The organism is Luteibacter anthropi (assembly GCF_023699965.1).
GTDB lineage: Bacteria > Pseudomonadota > Gammaproteobacteria > Xanthomonadales > Rhodanobacteraceae > Luteibacter > Luteibacter anthropi.
The window spans coordinates 617,425-631,794 of the sequence record NZ_CP077072.1; the positions used below are offsets into that span (position 1 = coordinate 617,425).

Here is a 14,370-nt window from a genome sequence, read left to right on the forward strand (position 1 = left end):
GATCTCCGTGTGCGCGTGAGACGATTATGAACGCGGTATGTGAAGAGCATGCAAGCCCCCGCAGCGCAGCATGAACCGTTTGAAACAGCCATTTGCCCCTCCGCCGGTGAAACCGGACAATGAGCGGTCATGCGGGCGCCGGGGAGGTGCCCGCCCTTCCCCGCCAGCCGAGTTTGAGTAAGCCAGCCATGAGCGAACGCGAAACCATGGAATACGACATCGTCGTCGTCGGTGCCGGACCCTCCGGCCTGGCGTTTGCGATTCGTACGAAACAGCTCAACCCGGACGTATCCGTCTGCGTCATCGAAAAGGCCTCCACGATCGGCGCGCAGATCCTGTCCGGCGCCGTGATCGAAACGGCGCCGCTCGATCGCCTGCTGCCGGAGTGGCGCAGCAATCCGCCGCCGGTCTGCGTGCCGGTGTCGACGGACGAGTTCTGGATCCTGCGCGACCACGCGAGCGGCTCGAAGCTGCCCGTGACCCCTCCGCAGATGAACAACCACGGCAACGTCATCGTGAGCCTGGGCGCCATGTGCGCATGGCTCGCACCGCAGGCCGAAGCGCTGGGCGTCGATGTCTTTCCGGGTTACGCCGCTGCCGAGGCACTGTTCGACGAGGCTGGCGCGGTCAACGGCGTGCGCATCGGCGACATGGGCATCGCGCGCGACGGTACGCACAAGCCCGGTTACACCGAGGGTATCGACATCCGCGCGAAGGTGACCGTGCTGGCCGAAGGCTGCCGCGGCCACATCAGCAAGACCCTGATCAAGAAATTCGACCTGGACAAGGACAGCGATCCGCAAACCTACGGCATCGGCATCAAGGAGCTGTGGCAGCTTCCGCCGGGCCGCGTTGAACCGGGCAAGGTGGTGCACACCACGGGCTGGCCGCTGGCCAGCGACACCTACGGCGGTAGCTTCCTCTATCACCTCGATCACGACCGCGTGGCGGTGGGCTTCGTCGTGGGTCTGGATTATCCCGATCCGGAGTTCTCGCCCTTCGAAGCGTTCCAGCAGTTCAAGCACCATGCAAACGTGAAGGGCCTGCTCGAAGGCGGCAACATCGTGTCGGCCGGCGCGCGCGCCATCGTCGAAGGCGGCTTCCAGTCACTGCCGAAGGTAGAAATGCCTGGCGCGGTCCTCGTCGGCGATTCGGCCGGCCTGGTCAACGTGCCCAAGATCAAGGGCACCCACCAGGCCATCGCCTCGGGCATGCTGGCTGCCGAGCATCTGGTCGCCTCGTCGCTGGACAGCAAGGGCTGGGACGCGAAGCTGCGCGGCTCGGCCGTGGTCGACGAGCTGAAGAAGGTCCGCAATATCCGCCCCGGCTTCAACAAGGGGCTGTGGTGGGGTCTCATCAATGCGGCATGGGAAACGGTCACTGGCGGCAAGTCGCCCTGGACCCTAAAGAATCACGCCGACTGGTCGTCTTTGCACAAGCTCGGCAAGCACGAGGCTCCAAAAAAGGATTACGTGGAGCGCACACTGGCACCGCGTGACCGTCTCGCCAGTGTTTACTTCGCCGCCACCGAGCACGACGAAGACCAGCCGGTTCACCTGAAGGTGGCCGACACCTCGATCTGCGTCGACCGGTGCACCACCGAGTACGGCAACCCCTGCCAGCGCTTCTGCCCGGCTGGCGTGTACGAGATCGTGCAGGACGAAGCGGGCAAGCGTCTGCAGATCAACTCGGCCAATTGTGTGCATTGCAAGACCTGCGACATCAAGGATCCCTACCAGATCATCACCTGGGTGACGCCGGAAGGCGGCTCGGGTCCGAATTACCAGAACCTGTGATGGATATCGGTTGGAAACTGCGCAAATTCGCCCACATCGCCGGGCGTATCAAGGCCAGCATCGCCATTCGAGGATGGCGAGGAACCCTGCGTCGCGGGTTCCTCGCCTACGGACGTACCGAGAAGGGGGCCATCACGGCCAACCTCCCGGTCCGCGAACCCAGTTCCGGTCATCCGCTACGTAGGATATTGGTCATCGACTCCGTTCCGCCTGATCCGTCAAGGGACTCCGGCTCAGAGCGCCTTTGCAGGATATTCGCCATTCTGAACCAGGACGGCTGGCAGATCGATTTCGTCGCCAACGACCGGAAAGCCACGACTGCCGATATACAGCGCCTGGCCATTCTCGGCGTGCGCCTCCACCAGGAGGCCATTCCTGGCTGGCTCGAGCGCGAGGGAGGAAGCCTGGACGCGATCATGCTATGCCGGCTGCCCATTGCGGATCATTACTTCGATCTTGTGCGCCACGCCGCACCCAACGCCATAATTTTGTTCGATACGGTGGATCTTCACTTCGTGCGGGAATCGCGAGCAGCCCGCTTGACGGGTACTCCAGCTCTCCTGCGCCAGGCCCGTCGCTCGCAGGAACGCGAGATCGCCATGGTGCGACGCTGCGATGTGACCCTCGTCGTCAGTATGGACGAGCTCCGGACACTGAGCCAGGAAGTGCCCAATGCCACGATCGAACTGGTAAGCAATATTCATGACGTGCACGGTCGATCCCAGGGGTTCGACGGACGTCGTGGTGCGATCTTCGTGGGGGGATTCGGTCACCCACCCAATGAAGACGCCGTCCGTTGGTTCGCCAACGAGATTCTTCCACGCATACGCGCCGTCGACCCCGGGTTTCCCTTGCATATCGCAGGAGACATAGACGCTTCGTCGCAGAAAGAACTGGAGAGCAAGGGCATCATCGTACACGGACGGGTTGCCGATTTATCCCCCCTGCACGCAAAGGCCCTGGTATCAATCGCACCCCTCCGGTTCGGCGCAGGCGTAAAGGGAAAGGTAAACCTTGCCATGAGCCACGGTCTTCCCGTGGTTGTCACCCGCATCGCGGCCGAAGGCATGCATCTGCGGCATGGCGTCGACGCATTGATTGCCGATTCGCCGGAAGATTTCGCTTCGGCCATCGTAGGTCTGGGCCACGACGAGATGACCTGGACCGGCTTGTCGAACGCAGCCATGGAAAGCGTCAAGCAGCATTTCTCCGCGGAAAATGCGCGGAGTGCGCTGCGCCGGGCTCTTGGCACAAGCCCATGAGCGCAGTCGCACGCAAGGTCATCCGGACCATTCTGGCCAGATTGTCCAGTCACCCCAAATTCAAACGTCGCCTGGTCGACCTAATCTATCGCATCCCATGGATGGATTCTCGCCTCCGCAACCTGGCGCATCGGGCAGCGCATCCCGAGGCCGTCCTCGATGTCCATCCCGACCAGATGCCCGAGGAGTCTCAGCGCTGCATGGCACGTATACGGGCAAGAACGCCGAAATGAAGATCGTCCTCGACATGCAGGGCATGCAGACCGACAGCTGTCACCGCGGAATCGGGCGCTATACCCGGGCTGCGTCGCTCGAACTCGTCAAGCAGGCCGCGGGTAGTAGCGACTACGAGGTGCAGCTGTTCTTCAATGCCGCATTGGACGGCATAGATGAGGCCGTGGCGGATTTTGCGGCCGAAGGGTCCGATCCTCATCGACGCACCTATGGTCCGGTTCGCGGGACATCGTTCGACAATCCGTCCAACGATGCCAGGCGACACGCTGCGGAGCGCATGCTCTCCCACGCGCTCGATGCTAGCGGAGCGGACGTCGTCTGGCTGACAAGCGTTATCGAAGGCCTGGCCGACGACGCCGTCGCTCCGGCCACGATATCAGGGCCTTTTACCGTCGCCACGCTGTACGACCTCATCCCTCTTCACGACCCGGAATATCTCGGCAAGTCGCGTGCACGAGACTGGTACATGCATCGCCTTGAAGCCCTGCGGAAGTGCGATCTCCTGCTCGCCATATCGGCCTGGGTACGCGACGACGCCGTGCAGCGACTCGGCATCGATCCCGCGCGCATAGCCGTTATCGGTGCGGGCGTGTCCCCGTCGTTCCGTCCGGAGCGGGCGACCGCGTCGGGCAACGACACGCTTGCAGGACTGGGAATCCAACGTCCATTCGTGCTTTACAACGGCGGCATGGAAAAGCGCAAAAACGTCGCCGCGCTTTTCCCAGCGTTCGCCGCACTCCCCCCCAACCTGAGAGACCGCTATCAATTGGTGGTGGTGGGGCGGATCGACGAGACCACCAGGAACCGCTTCAACAAGGCGATCAATGCCGCGGGACTGGGCGATGACCACGTCGTTTTTACAGGGTATGTCTGTGACGATGACCTGATTCTTCTCTATCAATCCTGCGAGTTGTTCGTGTTTCCCTCCGAACGCGAGGGTTTCGGCCTTCCCCCACTGGAAGCCATGGCATGTGGTGCCCCGGTCATCGCCAACAACGCGACCAGCGTTCCCGAGGTCGTGGGTAATCCGGAGGCCTTGTTCGATGGCGCGGATACAGCTTCCATCACCTCGGCGATGCGCCGAGTGCTTGAAGATACTGCCTGGGCAGCAGAGCTCCGGGAGACCGGCCTTCGACAGGCCGCCCATTTCAGTTGGGGCAAGGTGGTCAGCCGCGCCCTGGACGCTATCCGGCAGGCCATGAGCCCCCATGGCATCACGCGACGCCGCGACATCGTATCCTGGGCCGACGTTTCGCAACCATCGGATGTTCAGGCCCTAACGGCAGGCCAGATGCCGATCTATCGAATGAATGAAGCGAACGTGTCCCGGATGCTGCACTGCCTCCGTGACTGGCCGGGTTTGGTGGAATGGTCCGGTCCCCTCCCCTCTGCCCATGAGCCCGGTCCACTGGCCCGGTACCGGGCCCGTGGCTGGGACGCGGTTGCCACGCCAACCCTCGCAGGTTGGAGCCAGGTGCTGCAGGCTGAAGCCATCGCGTGGCGACAGGCCTCCGACGAGCCTTCACGCATTCAATGGGCCGGTACCCATGACTGCCACCCCGTGGTCCGGCAGCGAAACGCGGAAGACGACATCGGCAGGACCGTCGCCGCACACCTCGCCACCGAAGACCTGGCCCACATCGCCGACGGGCTGGAGCGAGCCACTCCGGCCACGGACCATCGCTGGCTCGTGGACGTGACCCACATCGCGCTCAAGGACCTTGGCACGGGAATCCAGCGGGTTGTGCGATCCATATTATCCCGCTGGCTGCGGATGCCACCCGCAGGCGTCCGCATCGAACCCATCATGTTCCGCGACGGGCGCTATCACCATGCTCACGCCTATGCCGCGAGGCTGCTTGACCTTCCGCTCCCCGAGGGACTGAACGAGAGCGTCGTCCAGGTCAAAGGGGACGAAACATTCGTCGGACTGGACTGGGCACTGGAGAGCCTTCCCTCCAGTGCAGCCCTATTGCGCACCTGGCGCCGTGCCGGGGTTCGTATTCACATCGTCGTCAACGACCTCCTCCCCGTCACCCTGCCGGCCGCATTCCACCCCCATACCTGCGAGGCCTTCACTCGCTGGTTGGCTCTGGTTGCGGAACTGGCCGATGCAGCGCATTGCATCTCCCGGAGCACGGCGGACGACCTGGAACACTGGCTCCAGGAGACGGGCACGAGGCACAGGCCCAAGCTACGGGTTTTTCCGCTGGGAGTGGAGCGGGTCGTCGATACATCCCCGGGACAACTCGACACCTCGCTATCAGAGGCCCTGGAAGCACGCCCGTCGTTCCTCATGGTGGGCACGCTTGAACCTCGCAAGGGCCATAGACAGGCGCTGGACGCGTTCGAGTTGTTGTGGGAGACCCACTCCGACATGAATCTGGTCATTGTGGGCAAGCGAGGCTGGCTGGTGACGGAGCTCATTCAGAAACTCGAACATCACCCGGAACTGGGAAAGCGCCTTTTCTGGCTCGAGCACTGCAAGGACAAGGAACTCCATGCCCTGTACGCCGCCAGTACGGCCTTGCTGGCGCCATCCCTCGGCGAGGGCTTCGGCTTGCCGGTCATCGAGGCTGCACAACGGGGCAAGCCGGTTATCGCCCGTGCATTGAAGGTCTTCCGCGAGGTGGCCGGCGATTACCCGTCCTATTTTGAGGGCACGTCAGCGGAATCGCTAGCCACTCACCTGGCTCGGTGGACCGCGGATCGTGCCGGAACCTCGCCGAATACCGAATGGCCCACGTGGGATGACGCCGCGTCGACGCTGGCTGCCCAGATAGCCGAAATACGCCTGGATTAACGCTGAACGTGGCCATTTAGGCCACGTCAGTCGCAAATACCTTGCGATTCCGCCATCCGTTATACTCGAAGGTCGATATGCCTACCCTGTCGGCGGACCTTCCGGTCCATTGTCTGCGAAAAGGTCATTAAATGAAGATTCTCGTTGGCTACAAGCGCGTGGTGGACTACAACGTCCGCATTCAAGTCAAGGCGGACGGCACCGGTGTCGTCACCGACGGAGTCAAGCTGTCGGCAAATCCCTTTGACGACATCGCTCTCGAAGAAGCGCTTCGATTGCGCGAAAAGGGAATCGCCACCGAAGTCGTCGTCGTGGGGATCGGACCGACGGATCTCACGGCACACCTGCGCAATGGCCTGGCAATGGGGGCAAATCGCGCCATCCACGTGCAAACCAGTGACGCTGTGTCTCCCCTGACTGCTGCGCGGATTTTCCTGAAGCTCGTCGAGAAGGAAACCCCGGAAATCATCATCCTCGGCAAGCAGGCCATCGATGACGATGCAAACCAGACCGGTCAGATGCTCGCAGCGCTCTGGGAGCGCCCGCAGGCGACCTTTGCCGGCAAGGTCGACGTCGCAGACGGAAAGGTCACCGTCACGCGCGAAGTAGACGCAGGCCTGGAAATCATCGAAGCCGATCTTCCCGTCGTCATCACCACCGATCTCCGCCTCAACGAACCGCGTTTCATCAAGCTGCCTGACATCATGAAGGCCAAGTCCAAGCCCATCGACGTCATCGAGCTGAGCTCACTGGGCGTGGAAGTCGCCGATCACCTCAAGGCAACACATTACGCCGCGCCGGCAAAGCGCAGCAAGGGCGTAATGGTGACCGATGCCGCCGAACTCGTCGCGACCCTCAAGCAGAAGGGCCTGCTGTAAGGCAGCCGAACAGGAGCAAAGAAGATGAGCAAGATCCTCGTTATCGCCGAGCACCTGGACGGCAAGCTGAATGCCTCCACCGCGCGCGCCGTCAGTGCCGCCGCAGCGGTGAAGGCCGATACCATCGACGTCCTCGTACTATCGGATGCGCCTGACGCCATCGCGACCGAAGCGTCGAAAATCCAGGACGTCAGCAAGGTACTGACTGTCGCCCGTGCGGAGAATGCTCACGCACTGGCTGCCGTCCTGGCACCACAGGTTGCGAAGATTGCCGCCGGTTACAGCCACGTATTCCTGCCTTCCACCACGTTCGGAAAAGACGTGGCGCCCCGGATTGCCGCCCTGCTCGGTGTCTCGCAGGTCAGCGATGTCATGGCGGTCGAGAACTCCCACACGTTCAAGCGCCCCATCTATGCAGGTAACGCCATCGTTACGGTGACCGTGGATCCCGGCTCCATCGTAGTGGCCACGATCCGCACGGCATCCTGGCCAGCCGCAGCTTCAACGGGTACTGCCCCCCAGGAAGCGCTTTCGCTCGATGTTGCGTTGCCCACTCACACGCGCTTCGTCAACCTCCAGCAAGGCAAGAGCGATCGTCCCGACCTGCAGGGGGCATCCAAGGTCGTCTCTGGTGGACGCGGCGTGGGGTCGAAGGAAAATTTCGAGGTCATCTACAAGTTCGCCGACAAGATCGGCGCGGCCGTGGGTGCCTCGCGTGCCGCTGTGGATGCCGGCTATGTACCCAATGAGATGCAGGTGGGACAGACCGGCAAGATCATCGCTCCCGAACTCTACATCGCCGTCGGGATCTCGGGCGCGATCCAGCACCTCACCGGGATCAAGGACGCAGGTACCATCGTGGCTATCAACAAGGATGGCGAGGCACCTATCTTCGAAATAGCCGACATTGGCCTGGTCGGCGATCTATTCAAGATCCTGCCTGAACTCGAAGCAGCGATCGGCTGATTCGCAACAACGGAAGCCGAAATGGCTTCCGCATTTCTATATTTTGGCCCGGAGAAATCCGGGCTAACCTGTATAAGGGGGTACGACATGGCCGTGACCGCGACCGGAAACGCGACGAAGCCCGGGGTTCCCCTGTGCGTAGATTTAGATGGCACCCTGATTCGCTCGGATCTGCTGATCGAGTCGGCGTTGCTACTAATTGCAAAGCAACCGCTTTACATCTTCGCCATGCTGGCATGGTTACTTCGTGGCAAGGCCCACCTCAAGCAGCGGATCGCGCAGCGAGTAACGCTCGATCCGTCGGCACTTCCCTATAACAAAGAACTGATTGCCTGGCTTGAAAAGGAGCGCGAGACGCGCCTCGTCATCCTTTGTACCGCCTCAGACAAGCATTTGGCCGAGCCGGTAGCCGCGTTCGCGGGCGCCTTTGATGAAGTGCTGGCAAGCGATGGACACGACAACCTCGCTGGTCGAAACAAGGCCGCGGCGCTCATCGAGCGTTTCGGTGATCGGCAGTTCGACTACGTAGGCAACGCAGCCGTCGACCTGGCCGTCTGGAAACATTCCCGTGAGGCCGTGGTGGTCGAGAAAGGCCACGCCCTTTCAAAGGCCGCCGCCAAAGTGACCACCGTGCAGCGACGGTTCGATGTCCCGGGAGGAGGCGCACGTACCTGGGGCAAGGCCCTTCGCCTGCATCAGTGGGTAAAGAACGTACTGGTATTCCTTCCCGTTCTTGCAGCCCATCGCGTGCTGGATTTTCCCGCCGTGATGAATAGCCTGCTGGCGTTCGTGTGTTTCGGTCTTTGTGCTTCCAGTGTGTACATAACAAACGACCTGCTCGATCTTCCTTCGGATCGCCAGCACCACCGCAAACGTTCTCGACCTTTCGCTGCAGGCACCCTTCCCGTGTCCAGCGGGCTTTTCGCGTCGGTGTTGCTGCTGGTCCTGGGGTTCGGCCTTTCGTTGTTCGCATCGCCTCTCTTTACGGCGGTGCTCCTTGGATACTACGTACTCACTACTGCGTATTCGTTCAAGCTCAAGCGCTTGATGATGCTTGACGTGGTGGTGCTTGCCACGCTGTATACCACACGAATTCTCGCTGGCACGGCCGCTATCGAAGCACGTCCATCTTTCTGGCTGCTCGCCTTCTCGATGTTCTTCTTCCTCAGCCTGGCGATGATCAAGCGGTACGTGGAACTGCTGAGCTTGCAGTCAAGCGGCAAGGTGAAGGCCAGCGGGCGAGGTTACGACGTGGACGACATTCCGCTCGTTCAGTCGCTCGGTGGTTCCAGCGGATATCTGGCCGTACTGGTTCTGGCGCTTTACATCGACAGCACTGCGAGCATGAAGCTCTACGCCCATCCCCACGTGCTCTGGGCGCTGTGCCCTCTGCTGCTGTACTGGATCAGCCGCATCTGGGCTGTTGCGCATCGCGGTACGATGCATGACGATCCGGTCGTTTTCGCCGTGCTCGATCGCACCAGCCAGGTGACCGGCCTGATCGCCGCCGCCATTATCGCGGCCGCCATCTGATGCCTACCCAAGGTGAATCCTGGGGCCGCTATTTTCATCCCCGCCAGCAGATCATTTCCCTGAATGATCGCTCCGCCCGTCTTCCCACCGTCGCAGGGACAGCGCTTCCTTATGGAAACGGGAGGAGCTACGGTGACAGCTGCCTGAATGATGGCGGGACGCTACTGCATACCCGCGGCATCGACAGGTTCATCGCGTTTGATCCGGCCACCGGTATCTTGACCTGCGAGGCAGGGGTCCTTTTTTCGGAAATATTGGACCTGGTCGTGTCACAAGGCTGGTTCCTGCCGGTGACGCCGGGCACCCGCTTTGTCACCGTGGGCGGGGCCATAGCCAACGACGTACACGGCAAGAATCATCATGCGGCAGGCACCATAGGACATCACGTCATCGAGTTGGAGTTGCTGCGAACCGATGGCGAGCGCCTCCGGTGTTCTTTGTCCGAACATGCGGACATGTTCAAGGCATCGATCGGAGGACTTGGGCTCACGGGCGTTATCGTCACGGCCACCCTCCAGCTGAAGAGGATCGCCAGTGCCTGGATGACGGGCGAGTCTGTCAAGTTCGGAAATCTGGACGAGTTCTTCGCTATATCGGAAGAGTCCGAGCGAGACTATGAGTACACCGTGGCGTGGATCGATTGTGCAAGGCGTGGTGCCGGTGCCGGCCGCGGGCTATTCAGTCGCGCCAATCACAGTCCAGCACGCTCGGGGAAGGTAGCTCACAGTCAGCGCCCTTTGGCCATGCCGGTGGTTCCTCCCGTTTCACTGGTCAACCCTGTCACCCTGCGCTTGTTCAACCAGCTCTATTACCATCGGCAGCGTCCAATCATGGCGCATGCGGTAAGGCACTACGAACCGTTTTTCTATCCATTGGACGGTATTCGCGACTGGAACCGAATGTATGGCCCTCGTGGCTTTCTCCAGTATCAGTGCGTCGTACCAGCCGCTGACGCGCCAAAGGTAATGACCGCACTCATCGGAGAAATTTCGAGGTCGGGCGCCGGATCCTTTCTTGCCGTGCTGAAACAGTTCGGCGACATCCCTTCATTGGGAATGATGTCCTTCCCCCGGAAAGGCACGACCCTGGCACTCGACTTCCCAAATACCGGTGCTGAGACGTTAGCGCTGCTGAACAGACTAGACGATCTGGTTGATGAAGCAAGCGGAGCCGTCTATCCGGCGAAGGACGCCCGCATGTCATCCCAACGTTTTCGCCGCTATTTTCCTCGCTGGAATGAATTCGAACAATTCCGGGATCCGGGATTATCGTCTAGCTTCTGGCAACGTGTCATGGAGTAAAAAATGCAACGAGTATTTATTATTGGCGCAACGTCGGCCATAGCGGAAAGCGTCGCCCGCTTGTATGCGGCAGACGGAAGCCGACTGTTCATCACTGGCCGCCAGCAGCAGCGCCTGCAAGCCATAGCATCCGATCTGCAAGTCAGGGGTGCGAGTGATGTCCACACAGCTGTTTTGGACGTCAACGACTACGCAGCCCATCTTCACGTACTCGACGCAGCCTGGGAAGCTCTGGGCGGTGTCGATGTCGTGCTTATGGCCCAAGGAACGTTGCCTGATCAACCGGAGTGCCAAGCATCCGTCGATACAGCATTGGCAGAATTCAGCACCAATGCCACCGCCACCATCGCGTTGGCAACCGCCATAGCACCGAGGATGGAACAGGCGGCCCGCGGAACGCTAGCCGTCATTTCCTCAGTAGCCGGCGACAGGGGGCGCGCGAGCAATTATCTCTACGGAGCGGCAAAGGCCGCCGTGAGCACCTTCCTAAGCGGCCTTGGTCAGCGCCTACAGGGCAGCGGAGTGCATGTATTGATCATCAAACCAGGATTCGTAGATACACCCATGACCCGGAAATTCAAGAAGGGCGTATTGTGGGCAACGCCAGATAAGGTCGCGGCCGATATCTTGAAGTCCATCGAGCGCAGGCGATCGGTCGTATACACGCCGTTCTTCTGGCATCCAATCATGGCCATCATCCGACACATTCCTGAATTCATCTTCCGAAGGATAAAGCTATAACGTGTTATGCGCACTCCATCGCTAATCGTTCGATACGTCATTTTCGCTGCGTTATCCATCGCCGTGAACCTTGGCGCACAACTTCTTGCAAAGCAAGTTTATGACGGCCCTTACGCCCTGCTCGTCGCCCTCATCGTCGGCACCGGTACGGGGCTGGTGACGAAGTACATCCTCGACAAGCGATATATCTTTGAATATCAGCCAACAAGCAGAAAAGACGACGCAAGGGCCTTCGGTCTTTACAGCGCCATGGGTATCGCAACGACCTGTATTTTCTGGGGCTTTGAAGCCTTGGCTCACTTTATCAAAGACAGCACGTTGAGCACTCTTATGGGAGGAGCCATAGGGCTTATCATTGGTTATGTAGTCAAGTACTTTCTTGACAAGCACTTTGTCTTCAAATCCAAATCCTGATCTCCATTCCATCAAAAATCGGCATGTAGTCCAAACATCATGCCCAGCATCGCGCGAGAGAAAGAATGACCACAGAAGGAAAAATCATAGGCCCCGACATCGCCCGACGGTCAGCCTTACTTTCTCCCAGCACCATTGGCGTCGCCATCGCCTTCATCCTGGGCCTCATACATGCCCTTATCTATCGCGCCTTCCAGCCAGATGACACCTTCATCTATCTGACGTATGTCAAGAATTTCGTTCTTGGAAATGGATTCACTTACAACGGTGAATTGGTCGAGGGGTACTCCGGGGCGCTGTGGACGTTTCTTGTGGGGATACTTTCGCTCACCCACGCTGACCCATTGACGATTTCGAAATTGATCGGATGGGCAAGCTACCTTGGCATCGGCGCGCTGCTACTGCTCGGCTCTAAGTACGCGCCGGACACCCGGCAGCTTCGCCTTCCCATGCTCCTGATACTGTTTGCTTTCCCGCCTCTCGCGCTCTGGGCATCCGGGGCCATGGAGACCGTACTTTTCACGCTAACGATTACGGCGGCAACACTTGTCTACTACGGTGGGCGCGTAGCAAAACCATCCAACAAGCTATTACTAGCAGCGGGCTTATTGTTTGGCTTGACCTCTCTTAGCCGTCCCGAGGGCTTCGCCTTAATTGGAATCGTCCCGGCGTTCGAAGTCGTTCTCCTTCTTGCTAAGCGAAAGGGGGTGGTGAAATCGCTAACGCTGGTTCTCACCCCTTACCTTGTCATCACCGGCAGCATGTTCCTTGTCCGCCATCATGTTTATGGGCTCTACTTTCCCGTCACCGTAGGTGCAAAAACAGGAAATCTGGCCTGGCAGATCCTACTTGGCAAGCACTACATCAAAAGCCTTTTTAGGGATTATCCATTACTGCTCCCCGCTCTGGTTGTTTCAGTTGTCTGCATCGTTACCAAGCGTAAGGCCGACTTCCTTCTGGCCATCCTGCTAGCGGGCCTCATCACGGGATATGTTGCTTTTTGCCTGCTTGTCGGCGGTGACTGGATGCTTGGATATCGTTTCCTGGTGCCGGTCATCCCTGCGTCGATCTTACTCATCACCCTGGGCTTCAGGAGGCTTCCCGCGTCGGGAGTTCTTTTGCTGATCCTTGCAGGCACCTTCGTCGTACCAACGACTCAACTTCGTTCCCAGGCGCTAGCACAGGCCCAATCGGACGAGGGGGATATAAAAATGGGGAAGTACATCGCCTCGTTGAACCTCCCAAAAACCACCCAACTTGCCGTTATTGATGCAGGTGCAATCGCTTACTACAGCGGCCTACCGACTATCGACATGATCGGCCTGAACAACGCGCATATAGCGATGCTTGAAGGGGGCTTTCTCCAGAAGTATGACAATGAATATGTACTCAAGGCGAAACCGGACATTGTCCAGTTCCACACCTTCGAGGCGAAGAACGGTTTCCGCTTGCCCACAGAAGCCTTCCGTGGATCGCTTGTGCTTTTTTTCCACCCAGAGTTCCAGCGATGGTACGAACTAGATACGAACAGCCCGGTCGCGCATCTATATAGGCGTCTACCACAGCCGAAAACATCCACATTCCTGGAGACGTACTATGATGCAAAACTTAGTGCCGCCATCCTCAACCCGAGTCAGATTCAACTTAACCTCGTAAAGACCGGTGCTGGAACCTGGGCGGCGCAAGCCGGGCCGGGCCAGGAAGCAGGCAAGGTTTACATCGACATCAAGATAATCGAGGACAACAGCAAGGTTGTTTATCAAGTCCTCACGCCACTCAAGGGGGATATGGCCACCGAAGACCAGGCCTCTTTGACTGTAGATCTGCCGAAACCACTGCTCGCGAACAATCACGCGTGGCGGTTAGTGGCATGCCCCACCCTGCTTGGTGTCAGCGACTTCCCTGCATGCAGCGAAAGCTATCTACTGGACATGTCGAATCCTGATTTGCCGCCAAGCAAATCGGAAGTGATTGCTTTCAATTCACCCAGCCTTCGTCTGACGGGCTGGTCCCTTCCCGAGGCCAGCCAGATATGGTCCTTGGGCAATTCGCCAACAATCGAAGCCGCCGTTGACACCCAGTGCAAGCGAGCCGACATCACATTGAACCTCTCAGCACTTGGCGTCCAGAGAGTCGGCGTTCACGGGATGGGCTCAGGTACCGTCACTAATACGACCCTGAAAGGCGAACAGTCGATAACGCTCAAGGACGACCTGATAAGCGATCGGCGCATCTTTGTGCAACTTGATTTGCCTGATGCACTTTCACCCGGTGCTGACCCGAGAAAAATGGGCGTCGCCTTGAAATCATTAACGGTCAAACCTGGAGACTGCCCGGAGTAGCGGACCTACTCCTGTCCGAGAGTGGTATTTGCCAAAAGAATGCAAAACAATCACATTCATTCAGAAAGCGCCCGATCCACATGATCAGGCGCTTTGCTTG

At 59.3% G+C, this 14,370-nt stretch carries 10 protein-coding genes; all 10 read left to right on the forward strand.

Annotation, left to right across the window (positions count from 1 at the left end; all coding sequences use genetic code 11):
* Nucleotides 1-188: 188 nt before the first annotated feature.
* The 10 genes from KR767_RS02830 (at nt 189) to KR767_RS02875 (ending at nt 14,270) form a co-directional block, all read left to right on the forward strand.
* The gene (locus KR767_RS02830) at nt 189-1,796 is read left to right on the forward strand and encodes an electron transfer flavoprotein-ubiquinone oxidoreductase (RefSeq protein WP_250878017.1); all 1,608 of its coding nucleotides are present in this window, start codon (nt 189-191) and stop codon (nt 1,794-1,796) included.
* Nucleotides 1,796-3,058: a glycosyltransferase gene (locus tag KR767_RS02835; RefSeq protein WP_250878018.1), complete on the forward strand. Its 1,263-nt coding sequence runs from the start codon at nt 1,796-1,798 to the stop codon at nt 3,056-3,058. Before KR767_RS02830 ends, KR767_RS02835 begins: the two co-directional genes overlap by 1 nt.
* Before the next feature lie 229 nt (nt 3,059-3,287).
* Nucleotides 3,288-6,095, forward strand: a complete 2,808-nt coding sequence (locus KR767_RS02840; RefSeq protein ID WP_250878019.1) for a glycosyltransferase family 4 protein — start codon at nt 3,288-3,290, stop codon at nt 6,093-6,095.
* Between the two features lie 131 nt (nt 6,096-6,226).
* Nucleotides 6,227-6,973 (forward strand): electron transfer flavoprotein subunit beta/FixA family protein, encoded by a 747-nt coding sequence (locus tag KR767_RS02845; protein ID WP_250878020.1) that lies wholly within the window; start codon nt 6,227-6,229, stop codon nt 6,971-6,973.
* A 24-nt stretch (nt 6,974-6,997) separates the two neighbouring features.
* Nucleotides 6,998-7,939 carry an electron transfer flavoprotein subunit alpha/FixB family protein gene (locus tag KR767_RS02850; protein ID WP_250878021.1) on the forward strand — a complete coding sequence of 314 codons (942 nt, stop codon included), beginning with the start codon at nt 6,998-7,000 and terminating at the stop codon, nt 7,937-7,939.
* Between the two features lie 132 nt (nt 7,940-8,071).
* Complete coding sequence (locus KR767_RS02855; protein WP_250879213.1) at nt 8,072-9,472, forward strand: UbiA family prenyltransferase; 1,401 nt, start codon at nt 8,072-8,074, stop codon at nt 9,470-9,472.
* Nucleotides 9,472-10,773 carry an FAD-binding oxidoreductase gene (locus KR767_RS02860; protein ID WP_250878022.1) on the forward strand — a complete coding sequence of 434 codons (1,302 nt, stop codon included), beginning with the start codon at nt 9,472-9,474 and terminating at the stop codon, nt 10,771-10,773. Before KR767_RS02855 ends, KR767_RS02860 begins: the two co-directional genes overlap by 1 nt.
* 3 nt (nt 10,774-10,776) lie before the next feature.
* Nucleotides 10,777-11,514 carry an SDR family oxidoreductase gene (locus KR767_RS02865; RefSeq protein WP_250878023.1) on the forward strand — a complete coding sequence of 246 codons (738 nt, stop codon included), beginning with the start codon at nt 10,777-10,779 and terminating at the stop codon, nt 11,512-11,514.
* 6 nt (nt 11,515-11,520) lie between these two features.
* Nucleotides 11,521-11,928: a GtrA family protein gene (locus tag KR767_RS02870; RefSeq protein WP_250878024.1), complete on the forward strand. Its 408-nt coding sequence runs from the start codon at nt 11,521-11,523 to the stop codon at nt 11,926-11,928.
* 65 nt (nt 11,929-11,993) lie between these two features.
* Nucleotides 11,994-14,270 (forward strand): hypothetical protein, encoded by a 2,277-nt coding sequence (locus KR767_RS02875; RefSeq protein ID WP_250878025.1) that lies wholly within the window; start codon nt 11,994-11,996, stop codon nt 14,268-14,270.
* The last annotated feature ends 100 nt before the right edge of the window (nt 14,271-14,370 follow it).